The sequence below is a fragment of the Sagittula marina genome (genome assembly GCF_014196795.1).
GTDB lineage: Bacteria > Pseudomonadota > Alphaproteobacteria > Rhodobacterales > Rhodobacteraceae > Sagittula > Sagittula marina.
The window spans coordinates 87,424-103,992 of the sequence record NZ_JACIEJ010000005.1 but is presented as its reverse complement, the minus strand read 5'-3'; the positions used below and the strand labels follow the sequence as shown (position 1 = coordinate 103,992).

Annotated in this window: 18 protein-coding genes; 11 read left to right on the top strand and 7 right to left on the bottom strand. The window is 64.7% G+C overall.

The features are described 5' to 3' along the window. Positions 1 to 3: 3 nt before the first annotated feature. The 3 genes from GGQ68_RS10960 to GGQ68_RS10950 form a co-directional block, all read right to left on the bottom strand. The gene (locus tag GGQ68_RS10960) at positions 4 to 1,185 is read right to left on the bottom strand and encodes a malate--CoA ligase subunit beta (RefSeq protein WP_183965921.1); all 1,182 of its coding nucleotides are present in this window, start codon (positions 1,183 to 1,185) and stop codon (positions 4 to 6) included. 114 nt (positions 1,186 to 1,299) lie between these two features. Next, positions 1,300 to 2,259 (bottom strand): HpcH/HpaI aldolase/citrate lyase family protein, encoded by a 960-nt coding sequence (locus GGQ68_RS10955; protein WP_183965919.1) that lies wholly within the window; start codon positions 2,257 to 2,259, stop codon positions 1,300 to 1,302. A 96-nt stretch (positions 2,260 to 2,355) separates the two neighbouring features. Then, positions 2,356 to 3,558: a pyridoxal-phosphate-dependent aminotransferase family protein gene (locus tag GGQ68_RS10950; RefSeq protein WP_183965917.1), complete on the bottom strand. Its 1,203-nt coding sequence runs from the start codon at positions 3,556 to 3,558 to the stop codon at positions 2,356 to 2,358. Between the two features lie 141 nt (positions 3,559 to 3,699). Between GGQ68_RS10950 and GGQ68_RS10945 the strand changes: the two genes are divergently transcribed. From GGQ68_RS10945 to GGQ68_RS10910, 8 genes are all read left to right on the top strand, one after another. Beyond that, complete coding sequence (locus GGQ68_RS10945) at positions 3,700 to 5,103, top strand: helix-turn-helix domain-containing protein (RefSeq protein ID WP_183965915.1); 1,404 nt, start codon at positions 3,700 to 3,702, stop codon at positions 5,101 to 5,103. A gap of 105 nt (positions 5,104 to 5,208) precedes the next feature. After that, positions 5,209 to 5,550 carry a Lin0512 family protein gene (locus GGQ68_RS10940; protein WP_183965913.1) on the top strand — a complete coding sequence of 114 codons (342 nt, stop codon included), beginning with the start codon at positions 5,209 to 5,211 and terminating at the stop codon, positions 5,548 to 5,550. Then, the gene (locus tag GGQ68_RS10935; RefSeq protein ID WP_183965911.1) at positions 5,550 to 5,888 is read left to right on the top strand and encodes a Lin0512 family protein; all 339 of its coding nucleotides are present in this window, start codon (positions 5,550 to 5,552) and stop codon (positions 5,886 to 5,888) included. The genes GGQ68_RS10940 and GGQ68_RS10935 overlap by 1 nt, the downstream gene beginning before the upstream one ends. Then, positions 5,885 to 6,502, top strand: coding sequence for an HAD family hydrolase (locus GGQ68_RS10930; RefSeq protein WP_183965909.1), 618 nt, complete (start codon positions 5,885 to 5,887; stop codon positions 6,500 to 6,502). Before GGQ68_RS10935 ends, GGQ68_RS10930 begins: the two co-directional genes overlap by 4 nt. 2 nt (positions 6,503 to 6,504) lie before the next feature. Continuing rightward, positions 6,505 to 6,774 carry a YrhK family protein gene (locus tag GGQ68_RS10925; protein ID WP_183965907.1) on the top strand — a complete coding sequence of 90 codons (270 nt, stop codon included), beginning with the start codon at positions 6,505 to 6,507 and terminating at the stop codon, positions 6,772 to 6,774. A 58-nt stretch (positions 6,775 to 6,832) separates the two neighbouring features. Further along, positions 6,833 to 8,278 (top strand): cobyric acid synthase, encoded by a 1,446-nt coding sequence (locus GGQ68_RS10920; protein WP_183965905.1) that lies wholly within the window; start codon positions 6,833 to 6,835, stop codon positions 8,276 to 8,278. 96 nt (positions 8,279 to 8,374) lie between these two features. Continuing rightward, a complete protein-coding gene (locus tag GGQ68_RS10915) occupies positions 8,375 to 9,466 on the top strand; it encodes a carboxynorspermidine decarboxylase (RefSeq protein WP_183965903.1) in 1,092 nt (363 codons plus the stop codon). Between the two features lie 43 nt (positions 9,467 to 9,509). Then, positions 9,510 to 10,763 carry a saccharopine dehydrogenase family protein gene (locus GGQ68_RS10910; protein ID WP_183965901.1) on the top strand — a complete coding sequence of 418 codons (1,254 nt, stop codon included), beginning with the start codon at positions 9,510 to 9,512 and terminating at the stop codon, positions 10,761 to 10,763. A 200-nt stretch (positions 10,764 to 10,963) separates the two neighbouring features. Here the strand turns inward: GGQ68_RS10910 and cobD are convergent, their stop codons facing one another. The 4 genes from cobD to GGQ68_RS10890 are packed head-to-tail and all read right to left on the bottom strand — an operon-like array spanning position 10,964 to position 14,204. Then, positions 10,964 to 11,929: a threonine-phosphate decarboxylase CobD gene (cobD, locus tag GGQ68_RS10905; protein WP_183965899.1), complete on the bottom strand. Its 966-nt coding sequence runs from the start codon at positions 11,927 to 11,929 to the stop codon at positions 10,964 to 10,966. 9 nt (positions 11,930 to 11,938) lie between these two features. Continuing rightward, positions 11,939 to 12,865 (bottom strand): adenosylcobinamide-phosphate synthase CbiB, encoded by a 927-nt coding sequence (gene cbiB, locus GGQ68_RS10900; RefSeq protein ID WP_183965897.1) that lies wholly within the window; start codon positions 12,863 to 12,865, stop codon positions 11,939 to 11,941. After that, positions 12,862 to 13,626 (bottom strand): hypothetical protein, encoded by a 765-nt coding sequence (locus GGQ68_RS10895; RefSeq protein ID WP_183965895.1) that lies wholly within the window; start codon positions 13,624 to 13,626, stop codon positions 12,862 to 12,864. The genes cbiB and GGQ68_RS10895 overlap by 4 nt, the downstream gene beginning before the upstream one ends. Beyond that, positions 13,623 to 14,204: a histidine phosphatase family protein gene (locus GGQ68_RS10890; RefSeq protein WP_183965893.1), complete on the bottom strand. Its 582-nt coding sequence runs from the start codon at positions 14,202 to 14,204 to the stop codon at positions 13,623 to 13,625. Before GGQ68_RS10890 ends, GGQ68_RS10895 begins: the two co-directional genes overlap by 4 nt. Before the next feature lie 73 nt (positions 14,205 to 14,277). On the opposite strand from GGQ68_RS10890, the gene cobU reads away from it, so the two are divergent. Genes cobU through cobS form a run of 3 tightly spaced genes read left to right on the top strand, consistent with a single transcriptional unit; the run spans position 14,278 to position 16,526 of the window. After that, entirely contained in the window at positions 14,278 to 14,802 is a 525-nt protein-coding gene (gene cobU / locus GGQ68_RS10885; protein WP_183966431.1) for a bifunctional adenosylcobinamide kinase/adenosylcobinamide-phosphate guanylyltransferase, read from the top strand. Next, entirely contained in the window at positions 14,786 to 15,802 is a 1,017-nt protein-coding gene (gene cobT, locus GGQ68_RS10880) for a nicotinate-nucleotide--dimethylbenzimidazole phosphoribosyltransferase (RefSeq protein ID WP_183965891.1), read from the top strand. Before cobU ends, cobT begins: the two co-directional genes overlap by 17 nt. After that, positions 15,795 to 16,526 (top strand): adenosylcobinamide-GDP ribazoletransferase, encoded by a 732-nt coding sequence (gene cobS / locus GGQ68_RS10875; protein WP_343055928.1) that lies wholly within the window; start codon positions 15,795 to 15,797, stop codon positions 16,524 to 16,526. The genes cobT and cobS overlap by 8 nt, the downstream gene beginning before the upstream one ends. Positions 16,527 to 16,569: the final 43 nt, after the last annotated feature.

Sequence of the window (16,569 nt, the reverse complement as noted above, 5' to 3'; positions counted from 1 at the left end):
CCCTTATTCCGCTGCGATTTTCTGGGCACCGGCGGCCACGGCTTTCTCTGCCGCTTCGGCCAGCGTGTCGGCGCTGATGATGGGAAGGCCGCTCTCGCGGATGATCTTTTGCCCCTCCTCGACGTTGGTGCCGGACAGGCGCACCACCACGGGCAGGTCGATGCCGACCTCGCGATAGGCCTGGATCACTCCGTTTGCGATCCAGTCGCAGCGGTTGATGCCCGCAAAGATGTTCACGAGGATCACGCTGACGTTGCGGTCAGACAGCACGGTGCGAAACGCCTGACAGACCCGTTCGGGCGAGGCGCCGCCGCCGATGTCGAGGAAGTTGGCCGGTTGCCCGCCGGCCAGCTGGATCATGTCCATCGACGCCATGGCAAGGCCCGCGCCGTTGATGATGCAGCCGATGTCACCGTCGAGACCGACATAGGCCAGACCGTTGTCGGCGGCGATCGCTTCGCGTGGGTCTTCCTGGCTGGCATCGCGCAAGGCTTCGACCTGCGGACGGCGGTACAGCGCATTGGTGTCAAAGGACATCTTTGCATCCAGCGCGATCAGATCACCCGCGCCGGTGATCACCAGCGGATTGATCTCCACCATCATCGCGTCAAGGTCGCGATAGGCGCGGTAGCACGCTTTCAGGAAGGTGGTGAACTGCATCACCTGCATGCCGGTCAGACCAAGGCGAAAGCCCACGTCCCGCGCCTGATACTCCGCCAGACCGACCGCAGGGTCGATGACCGAGCGCACAAGGCTGTCGGGGTCGCTCTCAGCCAGATCCTCGATCTCCATCCCGCCGTGGGCGGAAGCGACGATCATGATACGCTCGGAACTCCGATCCAGAACAAAGCCAAGGTACAGCTCCTGCGCAATGTCAGAGGCCTCCTCGACATACAGGCGGTACACCCCCTTGCCGTTGGCATCTGTCTGTTTGGTCACAAGCTGCTGGCCGAGGAGACTTGCGGCGTAATCCTTTATTTCCGCCTCAGTCTTGCACAGCTTGACACCACCCGCCTCGCCACGCCCCCCGGAATGGATCTGCGCCTTCACCACCCAGGGCCCCTGCCCGCCCAACTGGCGTGCGGCATAGGCGGCCTGTTCCGGCGAATAAGCCAGATGCCCGCGCGGCACCGGCACGCCAAAGCCCCTCAGGATGTCCTTTGCCTGATACTCATGAATGTCCATTGGTCGTCTCCTCCAAACCGTCGGACGGGCAAGCAGCCCGCTGTCGAAGCCGGGGCCCTGTGTCGGGCCCTCGGTGGATATCTCACGTCGGGGACGCGCCCCGATGGCCCGGTGTCACTCGGCGGCGATGGGGCGCTCCTTGGCCGCGATGGCATTGGCCACGTCGATCACGTTCTGCGCCATCTTCTCGGACGCGGCGTCGATCATCTTGCCGTCGAGGCTGGCCGCACCCTTGCCTGCGGCCTCTGCCGCCTTCAGCTCCTCGATGATGCGCTGGGCCTTCGTCACCTCGGCCTGAGGCGGGGAAAACACTTCGTTCGCCATGTCGATCTGGCTGGGATGGATCGCCCATTTGCCCTCGCAGCCCAGCGCGGCGGCGCGTCTGGCCCCGGCGATGTAGCCCTCAGGGTCAGAGAAATCACCAAACGGGCCATCGACCGCACGCAGGCCATAAGCACGGCAGGCGATGACCATGCGGGTGATGGACGCGTGCCACTGATCGCCCGGATAGTCGGGGTTCAGGCCGCCAATGTTGGTGGTCCGGGCGCGCATCGACGCTGCATAATCCGCTACGCCGAAGTGCAGACATTCCAGGCGCCCGCCGAACTGCGCGATGGCCTCGACATTGGCCATGCCCAGCGCGGTTTCGATCAGCGCCTCTAGTCCGACACGGGTGGTCAGACCGCAGGCCTGTTCGATCTGGTTGACCATCGCCTCGACCATATAAAGGTCGGACGGCACGCCGACCTTGGGCACCAGCAGCGTGTCGATCCGGTCGCCGGCCTGCTCCATCAGGTCGACCACATCGCGGTACATGTAATGCGTGTCGAGCCCGTTGATCCGAACCGACACGGTCTTGCCCTTGCCGGCCCAGTCAATGTCGTTGAGCAGTTGCACCGCGTTCTTGCGGGCCTGATCTTTCTCAGGCGGCGCGACGGCGTCTTCGAGGTCAAGGAACACCACGTCGGCGGCGGAGTCGGCCGCCTTTTCGACCATGGATGGGTTCGACGCGGGCACAGCCAGTTCAGAACGGTGCAGGCGCTGTTTGCGCAAAGGATGAAGCGTATGAGACATTTGGTGTCCTTCCTGAAAGTCAGAGCCTCCCTGTCCGGTCGCGTCGCAGCGTCCGGCCTCCTTGGCTCCAGAAATCTTGATGTGCGGTGGGCCGCGTTATTCGGCGGCGAGGACCAGCTTGTCCGGGGTCTGCGCCCCATGAGCCAACCATCCAGATGCCGCCGCCACGCCTGCGCCCAGCGGCACCTTTGCGCCGGCCTTGACCAGCGCAAGCTCGGCCAGCGACAGCGCGGTCAGCGCCATCCCTTCGTTAAAGCTGCCCAGATGCCCGATACGGAACACCTTGCCCGCCAGACGGGCGAGACCTGATCCGAAGGAGCAGTTGAGATCCTCGTAGGCGATGCGCAGCACCTCGCGCGCATCCACCGTGTCGGGCACGCGCACGGCTGTCACCGTGTTGGACTGTAGCGAGCGATGCTCGGCCACGATGTCCAGCCCCCAGGCCGCCACCCCGCGTCGGATGCCCTCTGCCAGACGGGCGTGGCGGGCGATGACGTTGTCCAGCCCCTCCGCGTCGATCAGGCCCAGCGCCGCGCGCAGCCCGTGCAGCAAGGGCGTTGGCGGTGTGTAGGGAAAATAGCCGTCCTTGTTGAACTGCCGCATGTCGGCAAAATCATAATAGGCGCGGCGCATTGTGTTGGCTTTGGACGCCGCCAGCGCCTTTTGAGACACGCCGAGTATGCCCAGACCGGCGGGCATCATCAGCCCCTTCTGCGACCCTGTGACCGCCAGATCGACGCCCCATTGATCCATGCGAAAATCCAGTGATCCAATGGAGGAGACGCCATCCACAAACAGCAACGCCTCGTGAAAACACTCGTCCATCACGCGGCGGACCGCCTCGATGTCGCTCACCACACCGGTCGCGGTCTCGTTGTGGGTGACGAAGACCGCCTTGATCTCGTCATCCTTGTCGCGGCCCAGAATGCGGCCGATTTCCTTCCACGGCACGCCCGCGCCCCAGGGCACGTCGACCACGATCGGCTCCAGCCCCAGCATCTCTGCCATCTTCACCCAGAGGGTCGAAAATTGGCCGTAGCGCGCCATCAACACCTTATCGCCGGGGTTGAGCGTGTTGGTGATCGCGGCCTCCCAGGCGCTTGTGCCGGAACCGGGGAAGATCATGACCTCCCCCTCGGTCGTCTTGAACACACGCTTCAGCCCGTCGAACAATGGCAGGGTCAGGTCCCCGAAATCCGCTGCGCGCATGTCCTGCTGGGGGACGTTCATCGCCTGACGCACCGCTTCTGGCACATTGGTGGGTCCGGGAATAAACAGGTGGCTGTGTCCGCTGTGCATGGTCGTTCTCCTCCGCCAATACACAGGTCATGACACACGCCTGAGCCGTGTGGGAAATGGTTCCGGGTCGCGCTGTAAATGCGAAAGTTTACAAACATCCACAATTGTAAACTTGTCACAATCTGTATACTGTAAAATACCATGAAGACATTCATCGGACCCCGCCTGCGCCGCTTGCGCATTGAACATGGCCACACACAGGTCCAGATGTCGCGCGAACTCGGCATTTCAACGTCCTATGTCAACCTGCTGGAAAAGAACGAAAGATCGGTATCCGTGCCGGTGCTTTTGAAGCTGTTCGAGGCTTACGGCGTCGACTGGCGCGACATTGCAGAGGATGAAGATACGGCCGCGCTGGCAGATATTCGCGGTGCGCTCCAGGACCCGTTGTTCGAAGGATCGCGGCCGGATTTGACACAATTGCGGGCGGCGATGGCGCATAGCCCTGATCTGGCGGGCGCTTTTGTCAAACTGCACCGCGCCTATCTGGCGGCGACGGATCAACTTATGTCGGTGGCCGGAACCGGGGAGGACAGCGCGCACATGCTCGCCGCCAATCCAGAGGCCACAGTGCATCACTTCTTTCGCCGCAACCAGAATCACTTTCCACGCCTGGAGACCGCCGCCGAACAGTTCTGGGAGGGGGAAACCGTTGCCTCCGACGACATGTATTTCGCGCTGAAGACCCGCTTGCGGCAACAGTTGGGCCTGCGCGTGCGGCTGGTCCCCGTCTCCGAAATGCCGGATTCCTTGCGCGAATACGACGAGCCCCGAGGCGAGGTTCGCCTGTCCGAGGCGCTCGATCATCCCAACCGCCTCTTCCAGCTGGTGCATGTCGCAGCGTTGATCGAACAAAAGGATCTGCTGCAAGACATCCTTGGCGAGGCTGGTATGTCCGACCCCACCGGGCAGGCCCGGTGCCGCGTTGAACTGGCCAACTATTTCGCCGCCGCCGTGCTGATGCCCTACGACCACTACCTCAGGGAAGCGCGCGCCTCCAAATACGACTTTGACCACTTGGCCGTGCGGTTCGGCGTGTCGTTCGAACAGGCCTGCCACCGCGCCACCACCCTGCAACGCGCCGGGCATCGCGGCATCCCGTTCTTTTTCCTGCGCATCGACAAGGCAGGCAACGTGACCAAGCGGTTCAACGCCACCGACTTTCACCTCGCAGAGCACGGCGGCGCCTGCCCCCGGCTGGAGGTGCACGCCTCCTTCAGAACGCCGGGACGGATCGTGCCGCAGGTGGTGGAAATGCCGGACCGTACGTCGTTCTTTGTGCTGTCGCGCACGGTGGATCGCCCCAGCTTTGCCCGCCACACCCAGGATATGCGGCTGGCCGTGGCCATCGGCTGCGCCACCGAACACGCCCGGGACCTGGGCTATGCGGAGACGTTGAACCTGACAGAGGCGCGCGCCACCGAGATCGGCATCAATTGCCGGATCTGCCCGCGCGCCAACTGCGACCAGCGTGCGCATCAGGCCTTGGTGCTGTCGAAACCCGTGGACACCTCACGCCGGGGCGCAACCCGCTACGCGACATAGCGCCACACATTCCGATGGATCGGTCAGCGCTGGTCCAGACAAGCCTTGCAGAGCGCGGCCCAACAGCCTTTCATCGCGCCGCACCCAACCCGCAAAGGACGACCGATGGCAAAACGTCTACTGACCGAATTCGGCATGGGCACGAGCCTGCGCCGCCAGGATTATACCCAAGCCGCCTGCCGTGCCGTGGAAAACGCGCTCTGGCACAATTCGATCAATCTGGCGGAGCTGTTCGGCAGGGATAAGACCGACATGCGCATCACCGTCGATGTGGGCGTGCAGCAGCCGGACCGCGTGGATACCGACGCCGTGGCGCTGGTCTTTCCATATGGCACTGTCACGGTGACCGTCACAAAGGGCGGGCTGGACGTGCCGCGCCCGGATGGTGACGGGTTGCCCACGGTCATGGCAAACGTGGCGATTTCCGTCGCGCTGGAGGGGATCTGATGCAGCGGTTCATCATCGAAATGGGCATGGGCAACGACCTGCATGGACAGGACTACACCAAAGCCGCCGCGCGCGCGATCGAGGACGCCCTGCGGCATTCGTCGATCCCGATGCTGGCGAGCCTGGGCATCGACCACACACAGATGGAGGTCCGTGTGACCATCGGCGTGCAACAGCCCGACGCCGTGGATTGCGCCGCCTTGTCCGCCAGTCTGCCCCGTGGCCGCGCCACTGTCACGGCGACACACGGCGGGCTGGACATCACCAATCCGGACAGCGGAGAGGTCTCGGTCATTGCGCAAGCGGCGGTGGAGGCCTTCCTGCCCGCACAGTCATGACCCAGTCGCCACAGCTGATTGTCTGGGATTTCGACGGCGTTCTCAACGCCAACATGCGCGGCGGGCACCTCTCGTGGGCCGCAACATTGAAAGCGGATCTGGGATTGGACACCGCGAGCCTGTCGGCTCACCTCAACGCCTCGGGCCGCCTTCGCGACATCATGCGCGGACGGCGCGACCTGAACGACACAGTGGCGGCCTGGCTGGCGACCCAAGGGGGCTCCGTCACAGCAGAAGACCTGCTAAGCTATTGGTTCCAAAAGGCCGCCCTGCCCGACGCAGAAGTACTGGGCTGGCTGCAACGGCACCCGGCCCGCCATGTCATCGGGACCAACAACGAAACACGCCGCAGCGCCTATATCGAAACGCAGATGGGCTACGCCGCGCTTGTCGAACACGTCTTCAGCTCCGGGCGGATGGGCGTGGCGAAACCGGACCCCGGCTTCTTTGCCCGGATCGAACGCTGGGCCGCGCTGCCACCTTCGCAGATCCTGCTGGTGGACGACGCCCCGGAAAACATTGCCGCCGCGCGCAAACGGGGTTGGCAAGCTTTCCTGTTCAGCCCAGACACGCGCGCTAACTTGCCCGAACGACTGGGACTAACCAAGGAATGAGAATGTTCAAAAGTGAACTGCACGACGCCACACGCAAACATGAAAAAGTCTACGGGTTTTATGAAAAACTCTACACCACCATCGACATGCTGGCGGGGCTGGCCTTTCTGATCGGGTCGATCCTGTTTTTCTGGGAGTCCACCATGTACTCCGCCACCTGGCTGTTCGTCATCGGCTCAGCCCTGTTCGTGGCCAAGCCAGCCTCCCGCTTTGCCCGTGAATATCATCTGGCCCAATTGCCGCTGCCCGGTGACGACGAGGACGAGGACTGACTGGACCCAAGCGGGCGCGCGCTCTATCACCGCCGCAGCACGCAGGACCGGAGGCCAGATGCCCGCGCTCATGTTTCAGGGGACCGGCTCCAATGTCGGGAAATCCATGCTGGTGGCCGGGCTGTGCCGGGCTGCCTTGCGCCGCGGCCTGAAGGTCGCGCCGTTCAAACCGCAGAACATGTCCAACAACGCCGCCGTGACGGCGGATGGTGGCGAAATCGGACGCGCACAGGCGTTGCAGGCCCGCGCCTGCGGTCTGGAGCCGTCGGTGCACATGAACCCCGTCCTGCTCAAACCCGAGACCGAGCATGGCGCGCAGGTCGTGGTGCAGGGCCAGCGTGTGACCAGCACGCAGGCGCGCGATTATCCCGCGCTGAAACCCCGGCTGCGCGACGCCGTGAAGGACAGCTTTACCCGCCTTCGCGACGCCTATGATCTGGTCATCGTCGAGGGCGCGGGATCCCCGGCAGAGATCAATCTGCGTTCCAATGACATAGCCAACATGGGCTTCGCCGAGGCCTGCGGCGTGCCGGTTGTCCTGATCGGTGACATTGATCGTGGCGGCGTAATCGCCCAGATCGTCGGGACGCAGGCGGTCCTGTCAATGCCAGACAACGCACTGATCAAGGGCTTCATCGTCAACAAGTTTCGCGGCGACCCGCGCCTGTTCGACGATGGCTACGACTATATCGCCGAGCGCACCGGCTGGCCCGGTTTCGGCGTCGCCCCCTGGTTCAGCGAAGCGTGGAAACTGCCGGCGGAGGACGCGCTGGACATTCGCTCCGCCCCCAAGCCGGACGGGTTTCATATCGTCTGCCTGCACCTGTCGCGCATCGCCAATTTCGACGACCTCGATCCGCTGGCACAAGAGCCGGGCGTGCGGCTGACCATGCTGGAGCCGGGAGAGGCGATCCCCGGTGACGCTGACCTGGTGATCCTGCCCGGCACCAAAAGCACGCGTGGCGATCTGGCCTTTCTGCGGGCCCAAGGCTGGGACGTGGACCTGATGGCACATCACAGGCGCGGCGGACGAACTTTGGGCATCTGCGGCGGCTACCAGATGCTGGGGCAATCCGTCTCGGATCCCGATGGCATAGAGGGACCGGCAGGCGAGACCCCCGGCCTTGGCCTGCTCGACGTGGCCACCCGCATGACCGACGACAAACGCCTCACCCGCGTTACCGCCACCCATGCCGCCACCGGGCTGCCCTTTGACGGCTACGAAATCCACATCGGCCGCACCGATGGCGCCGACTGCGCACGCCCCTTTGCCACGCTGGACGGTGCACCCGAAGGGGCGGCCTCCCCCGACGGGCGGGTTCAGGGCAGCTACCTGCACGGCATGTTCACCGACGATGGTTTTCGCGCCGCCTGGTTGCGCGCGATGCAGGTCACGGCCTCCGGCGACAGCTACGACAGCACCGTGGATGCCACGCTGGATGCGCTGGCCGAACACCTCGAAACCCACCTGAATGTGCCCGGCCTTCTGGACCTCGCGCGCTGACGGCATATGTCCTACGGTCATTGCGACACGACAACAGGCAGGGTACACGCGGCGCGAACCGCCGTCGTTTCTCGCGTCAGAAAAGGCCCGACCCCCATGATGACCCCATATTACCTCGTCGACAAATCGCGCCTCCTTCCCAACATGGAGAAGATCGCTCACCTTCGGGAGCAGTCCGGCGCCAAGGCCCTGCTTGCACTCAAATGTTTTGCCACGTGGTCGGTCTTCGACTTCATGAGCGAGTACATGGATGGCACGACCTCCTCTTCGCTCTTCGAGATGAAGCTGGGACGCGAGAAATTTCCCGGCGAAACCCACGCCTATTCCGTGGCCTGGGCGCCAAATGAAATCGACGAAGTGCTGGCCAATTCGGACAAGGTGATCTTCAACACCGCGCAGCAGTTGCAGCGGTTCGAGGAAAAGTCGCGCAATCACACCCGTGGTCTGCGTGTGAACCCCGGCGTCTCGACCTCCGGCTTTGACCTTGCCGACCCGGCGCGCCCGTTCAGCCGTCTGGGCGAACACACGCCCGAAGACATCGAACCGGTCGCGGATCTGATCTCCGGATTCATGTTCCACAACAACTGTGAAAACGACAGCTTCGAGCGGTTCGACGAGATGCTCGGCCAGATCGAGGCGCGCTTTGGCCCGCTGATCAAACGCATGAAGTGGATCAGCCTCGGCGGCGGTATTCATTTCACCGGCGAAAACTACCCGCTGGACCGCTTTGCCGAGCGGCTCAAACGCTTTGCGGGCGAAAACGAGGTACAGGTCTACCTTGAACCCGGCGAGGCGGCGATCACCAACTCCACCACGCTGGAACTCACGGTGCTCGACACGCTGTACAACGGCAAGAACCTCGCCATCGTGGACAGCTCGATCGAGGCGCATATGCTCGACCTGCTGATCTATCGCGAAAGTGCCAAGATGCAGGAAGCCGGCGATCAGGAGTGGATGATCTGCGGCAAGTCCTGCCTGGCTGGCGATATCTTTGGCGAATTCAAATTCGACCATGCGCTGAAGCCCGGCGACCGCCTGTCGATACAGGATGCCGCCGGTTACACGATGGTTAAGAAAAACTGGTTCAACGGCCTGCAAATGCCCTCTATCGCGATTCGCGAGCTGGACGGCACGGAGCGGCTTGTCCGCTCTTTCACATATGACGATTTCGCGGCGGCCCTGTCGTGATTGACCGCCCCGTTCAGGGGCCTTCAACAAAGGGAGTTCTGGCTTGAAGAAGAACGTTCTCATCATCGGCGCCGGGGGCGTCGCGCAAGTGGTGGCGCATAAATGTGCCCAGAACAACGATGTGCTTGGGGACCTCCATATCGCCAGCCGGACAAAGTCCAAATGCGACGAGATCATCGCCTCCGTGCATGAAAAATCCGCCATGAAGGTGGACGGCCCTTTCACGGCACATGCCGTTGATGCGACGCAATCGGATCAGGTGGCCGAGCTGATCCGCAAAACCGGCGCCCAGATCGTCATCAATGTCGGCACCGCCTTCGTGAACATGCACGTGCTCGACGCCTGCATCGAAACCGGCGTCGCCTACATCGACACCGCGATCCACGAAGAACCCGACAAGATCTGCGAAACGCCGCCGTGGTATGCCAACTACGAATGGAAGCGCCGCGACGCATGTGCCGAAAAAGGCGTGACCGCGATCCTCGGCGCGGGCTTTGATCCCGGCGTCGTGAACGCATTCGCGCGCTTTGCCATCGATCAGATGGACGAGGTCAAATCCATCGACATCGTGGACATCAACGCGGGCTCGCACGGCAAGTTCTTCGCCACCAACTTCGACCCGGAGATCAACTTCCGCGAATTCACCGGCGTGGTGTATTACTGGGAAGATCAGCAGTGGAAGGAGACGACCATGTTCGCCTCCGGCCACGAGTGGGATCTGCCGGTGGTCGGCCCGTCGAAAGCCTACCAGTCGGGCCATGACGAAGTGCATTCGCTGGCAACCAACTACCCGCAGGCGGACGTGCGCTTCTGGATGGGCTTTGGCGACCACTACATCAATGTGTTCACCGTGTTGAAAAACATTGGCCTGCTGTCCGAACAGTCCGTGACACTGGCTGATGGCGGCGAAGTTGTGCCGCTCAAGGTGGTCAAAGCCTGCCTGCCCGATCCCGCCTCGCTCGCCCCCGATTACACCGGCAAGACCTGCATCGGCGATCTGGTTAAGGGCACCAAGGACGGTCAGGACGTAGAACTCTTCGTCTACAACGTGGCCGACCACAAGGAGGCCTACGAAGAGGTCGGCTCGCAAGGCATTTCCTACACCGCAGGCGTGCCCCCGGTGGCAGCCGCGATGCTGGTGGCCACCGGCGAATGGGACGCCAAGACCATGAAAAACGTCGAAGAACTGGACCCGAAGCCATTTTTCACCCTGCTTGATGGCATCGGCCTGCCGACGCGCGTCATGAAGGGCGGCCTGACCGGCGAAGACATGGCCTGGACCGACTACAAAGGCTGATCGGCCTTATCTTCCAGAAAACGAGGGCGGGGCCGATGGCCTCGCCCTTTTGCGTTTGACCATTAAGGCCCCTTCCCGGTTTCCGGAAAGCGACCAGACCCGAAAGGGGTCCGGCGCGGCTCGATTTCAATCCCGCCCGCCCTTGGGACAAGGGCACGCATCAGGCCATATCACGGAGCGTTCAGAAACCGGCCTTGACGTCACAGGCTCGCAAAGCCCGCCTCCACCTGCGCCCATTCTTCCGGCGCTGGCAGTCCCAGCCTGATCCACGTCGGGTCATAAGGGAACACCCGACTCCAGATGTGCGCCTCGGCCAGCTGCTCTTGTATCCGGACCGCATCCTGCGTGGCATATGTCCGGAACAGCTCGGTTCCCCCCACCAGTGTCCAGCCCGCGCGGGATGCCAAGCCATCCATACGCACGCAATCCTCCTGCAGGCGCGCTATGGTCTGTGCCTGCCATGCGCGGTTGGACAGGGCCGTGCAGGCGATCTCGATCCCCGGACCGGACACCGGCCAGGGCCCCGCCAACGCCCGCATCCGGTCCATCAACGCCCCCTGCCCCAAGGCAAACCCCAGCCGCACACCAGCCAGCCCGTAGAACTTTCCGAACGACCGCAGCACCACCACGTTCTCCGGCATCGCATCGCGCGACACTGAGGCACCGGGCCGGGCATCGCCAAAGCTTTCGTCCACCACCAACAGGCCGACCCTCCGCGCCAGATCGCGCAATGCACCCGGCGCAAAACTCCGGCCATCGGGGTTGTTCGGCGACACCACCACCGCCAGATCCGCACCCGCGAGGTCCGACATCACGCCGACCTGTGTCACGCGCCAGCCACCGGTGCGCAGGGCCGCTGCGTGCTCGTTGTAGGTGGGCGATAAAACCCGCGCCTCTCCGGGGGTGTGCAGAAACGGCACCGACTGGATCGCCGCTTGCGCACCGGTGAGCGGGACAACCTCTGCCGTGCTTCCATAGGCCTGCCGCGCCGCGTCCTCCAACCGGGTCATGTCGCTGCGCGTTGGCAAGGCCGTCCAGGCGCGCGCGGGAAGCGGCCCCACGGGATAGGGCACGCGGTTTATGCCTGTGGACAGGTCAACCCAATCGCTGTCCCCGCCTCCAAACCGCGCCATCGCCGCGTCGAGGTTGCCTCCGTGATCTCGCATATCCGCTCCTCAGATCAGCGCCAGACAGGCCAGCACAGCAGCCGCCAGCATCATCGCGCGTCGGTAAAGACGCAAGGCCCGCAGCATCGCTGCCCCGTCCGGATCAGCCGCGCCTGCGTTCAACCAAGGCTCCTGCGCGGTGTGGGTTTCGTAGACGCGCGGGCCGGACAGCCGCACGCCCAAGGCCCCGGCCATGGCCCCTTCTGGCCAGCCTGCGTTGGGCGAACGATGCCCCCTCGCATCCTGCCACATCACGGACCACGCCCGCATCCCCCCCACCAGCGCGAACAACGCGCCCGTCAGCCGCGCGGGGATCCAGTTGGCCACGTCATCCACCCGCGCCGCAACCTTGCCAAAGGCCTCGTACCGGTCAGAACGGTGGCCGATCATCGAATCCATCGTGTTGATCGCCTTGTAGGCCACGATACCGGGCAACCCCGCAAACACGCCCCAGAACAGCGGCGCGATCACCCCGTCAGAGGCATTCTCGGCCAGGCTTTCGATCCCGGCACGGGCGACGCCAGCGCGGTCCAAGCGGGACACATCGCGCCCCACGATCATGGACACCGCCTGACGCGCGCCTGCCAAGTCGCCCTGAGCCAAGGGTTTTGCCACAGCGTCGACATGATCATGCAGGGACCGCACCGCAAGAAAGGGCCATGCCAGACCCCCGGTCAGGACTGCGCCGATCCATCCTCCGGGCAAAACACCGGCGACAAGCGCCGCCCCACAGGCGCAAACCGCGACAATCACCACAACCGTCAGCGCGCCGAACGCGATCCGTCGGACGCGGCCCCCGGTGTTCCAGCGTTTCTCACAGGCCGAGATAAGCCGACCGATCCAGACCACCGGATGGCCAATCCGACGAAACAGCCCGTCAGGCCAGCCTACGGCCGCCTCTGCACCCAGCCCAAGCAACATCGCCAGCGCGCTCATGCGTCCCCCCCCGTGGTAAAGCGCAGCACACCCGTCAGACCCGCTTCGCGCAGCATATCACAGGCCCTCTCCGGCACCTCGCCGGGCGCAAAGATCAGCCCGCGTGCCGACCCCGTATGCGCCCGGACCCGGCCCAAGGCGCCCAAGTCACCGGCCAGAACAGCCATCGGATCCGCCGGGCCGCGCAGGGTATCACAGCGCTGCGCGGAGGCCGTCGCCACCGACGCTGCCGCCGGCAAATCGCTGCAAGTGACCGCCTCGCGCCACGCTTGCACCAGGTCCGTCACATCCGGGAAACCACAATCCTCGCCATTGGTCCGCAGCGGCGGCCCCCAGAAGCCTCCGACCACCTCCGCCCGTGGTGGTGCGGGCAACCGATCGACAATCTCCCCGGTGCGCGACGCCCAGACCAGTTGATCCGGCGCGTTAAACATCAGCGGATCACAGGCCCCTTCGGTCTTCAGGCAGGCGCGGGCCAGATCCTCGGGGCTTCCCTCGAACCCCATGGCGCGCGCAACGGCCACCAGTGCGGCGGTCGAGGCCCCGGCCCCGCCGCCCGCAGGCATGTCCAGCGTCACGCCCGGCACCGGCCCGGCCAGCCCAAGCAGCTCGCAAAACCGCACCATCGCGTCCGCAGGGAAAAGACGCAGCGCGCCGCCCGCATGCGCCTGCAACGCAGGGCACGCCATCGTCACCAGCACCACGCGTCCGCCCATAAGCCCTTGCAGCCATTCCCCGAAATGCCCGGCAACCGAGGTCACAGCCCGCCCCCATTCACCTGCCGGATCGACACCGGGCGGCCTTCCCAGACCCCCAAACGCGTCACCGACAAAGGAGCAATTTCAAAGGCCAGCGCCCCCGGCACATGCCCGAGAACCAGCGCCAAGGCCGCCCGGATCACGCCCGCATGGGCCACGACCGCCACAGCTCCTTCGGTTTGTGCCCGCATCGCCGCGTCAGACAACGCAGGGGCAACCCGCGAGGATACCGTGGAAAAGCTCTCTCCCTCCGGCCAGCGGTGCGCGGCCAGCGCCTCGGACGAGAGCGCGCCAAGATCTGGCAAATCCGCCAAAAGCGCACCGTCATACGTCCCGAAGTCCTGCTCCCACAGCCGTTCATCCGTTGCCACATCCGCGCCCGAAAACACCGCTGCGGCCGTCGTGACACAACGCTGCGCCGGGCTGGAGATCACCGCAGCCACGTCCGGCAGCAGCCCCTGCAGGCGCGCCACAGCCTCTGGATCAAGCCGCGCCGGGAAATCGGTCCGCCCTGCCAGCCGTCCGGGCACCGCCACAGGGGCGTGTCGTATCAGGACCAGTTCAGGTCGTCTGTCGGTCATGTCGCTCCCCAGCCGAACGCCCACGGATTTTGAGGCTTTTCAAACCGGAGCGAACCTGCTTTTTCACGACGCAATGGAAAAGTCGATACTCATCACCGGCGGCGTGCGCTCTGGCAAATCGGAACTGGCCGAACGCTTGGCCCTGCGTGCCACAGGTCGCGCGGTCTATATCGCCACGGCGGAGGCCTGGGATGACGAGATGCGCGACCGTATCGCCACCCATCAGGCCCGGCGCGGCCCGGAATGGTCCAACCATCACGTGCCGCTCCATCTGGTGGAGGCGCTGGGCCGCACCGACGGCGGCGACCCTCGGCTGGTGGATTGCCTGACACTGTGGCTGACAAATCTGATGCTCGGCGATCACGACTGGCGTGCGGCGGGGGAAACCCTCGCCGATGCGCTGACCCGCCAGACGGCCCCCGTGGTCCTGGTGACCAACGAGGTCGGCGCAGGGATCGTCCCCGAAAACAAGCTGGCGCGCGACTTTCGCGACGCCGCAGGATGGCTCAACCGCCGCGTGGCAGAGGTCTCGGACACCGTGATCCTCACCGTCGCAGGCTGCCCAATCAAGGTGAAACCCAATGACAACCCTCTCTGATCTGACCACGCTGGCCGAGGTTGCAGCCCTTGCCGAAACGCTGCCACAGGCGGACACGGACGCCATCGCGGCGGCCGAAACCCGTCAGGGCAACCTCACCAAACCGCCGAAATCTCTGGGCCGGCTCGAGGATCTGGCCAGCTTCATGGCAGGATGGCAAAAGAGCGCGCACCCTTCCATCGGTCAGGCACAGGCGCTGATTTTCGCGGGCAATCACGGCATCTGCGCCAAGGGGGTGAACCCCTTCCCCCAAGAGGTCACAGCCCAGATGGTCGCCAACTTCAAATCCGGGGGCGCCGCGATCAACCAACTGTGTCGCGCGTCTGGCGCGGACCTTGACGTGGTTGCGCTGGAGCTTGACGCCCCCACTGCCGATTTCTCGGAGACCGAGGCCATGACCGAGGCCGAAGTGCTCAGCGCCATGCAGGCCGGGGCAAAAGCCATTCCGCCCAGCGCGTCCATCCTGATCCTTGGCGAAATGGGCATCGGCAATTCCACCGTTGCCGCCGCCCTCGCCTGCGCCGCCTTTGGCGGGGACGCCGCCGACTGGGTCGGACGTGGCACCGGATCGGACGACGACGGCAAGGCGCTGAAGGCCCGCGTGATCGAACAAGGGCGCAGCTTGCACGCCAAGGCGCGCGGCCTCGACCTGCTGCGCGCCTACGGGGGCCGCGAACAGGCCGCCATCTGCGGCGCCGTGATCGAGGCCCGCGCCCGCCGCATTCCGGTGATCCTTGACGGCTACATCTGCACCGCCGCTGTGGTGCCGTTGTTCGCCGCCAATCCGGCCTTTCTGGACCATTGCATCGTCGGCCACCAAAGCGCCGAACCCGGCCACGCGCGCCTGCTCGACGCCATGGGCAAGCAGCCGGTCCTGACCCTTGACATGGCCTTGGGCGAAGGGTCCGGCGCGGCTCTGGCGCTTGGCGTGCTGCGCGCGGCTCTGGAGTGTCACAATGGCATGGCGACCTTTGCCGAGGCGCAGGTCTCCGGTGGTTAACCGCCACCTTGAAGAGCTCCGGCTGGCGGTGGTTTTCCTCACGCGCCTGCCGGTGGGACGCCTGTCCGATCCCGTCCCCGATCTGTCAGATGCGCGCTGGGCTTTCCCAGTTGTGGGCCTGCTGGTGGGCGGGATCACGGCGCTGGTCTGGATGGCACTTTCGGCGCTGGGGGCCTCGCCCCTTCTGGCAGCCACCCTGACCTTCGGTGCGCAAGCCATGGTGACAGGCGCGCTGCACCACGATGGGCTCGCAGACGTGGCCGACGGTCTCGGCGGCGGGCGGGACCGGGCCCATGCGCTCGACATCATGCGCGACAGCCGTCTGGGCAGCTACGGCGCGCTGGCTTTGGCTGTGGTCTCACTTGCTTGGGTGGTCGCGCTGGCGGACACCTCTCACGCCCCGCTCTCGCTGCTGGCCCTCGCCGTCGCCAGCCGCATGGCGATGCTGGTTGTGCTGACTGAACTGCCCTCCGCCCGCGAGGACGGTCTTGGCCAATCCGCCAGCACCTCCCGCCGCGCCTATGGGGCGGGCCTCGTTCTGACGGCGCTCCTGATGATACCGCTCGGGGTTCCGGCCATCGCCGCGCTGCTGGGCATGACGCTCACAACGGCCTTCCTGGCCCACCGCGCCCTCATGCGCATCGGCGGCCAGACCGGAGACGTCTGCGGCGCCACCCAGCTGCTGTCGGAAACCGGCGCACTGGTCGCTCTCTCCATGACCTGAGGCAGCGCCCCTTATTTTCGGAAAGTACTTTGGGGGGGGCTGG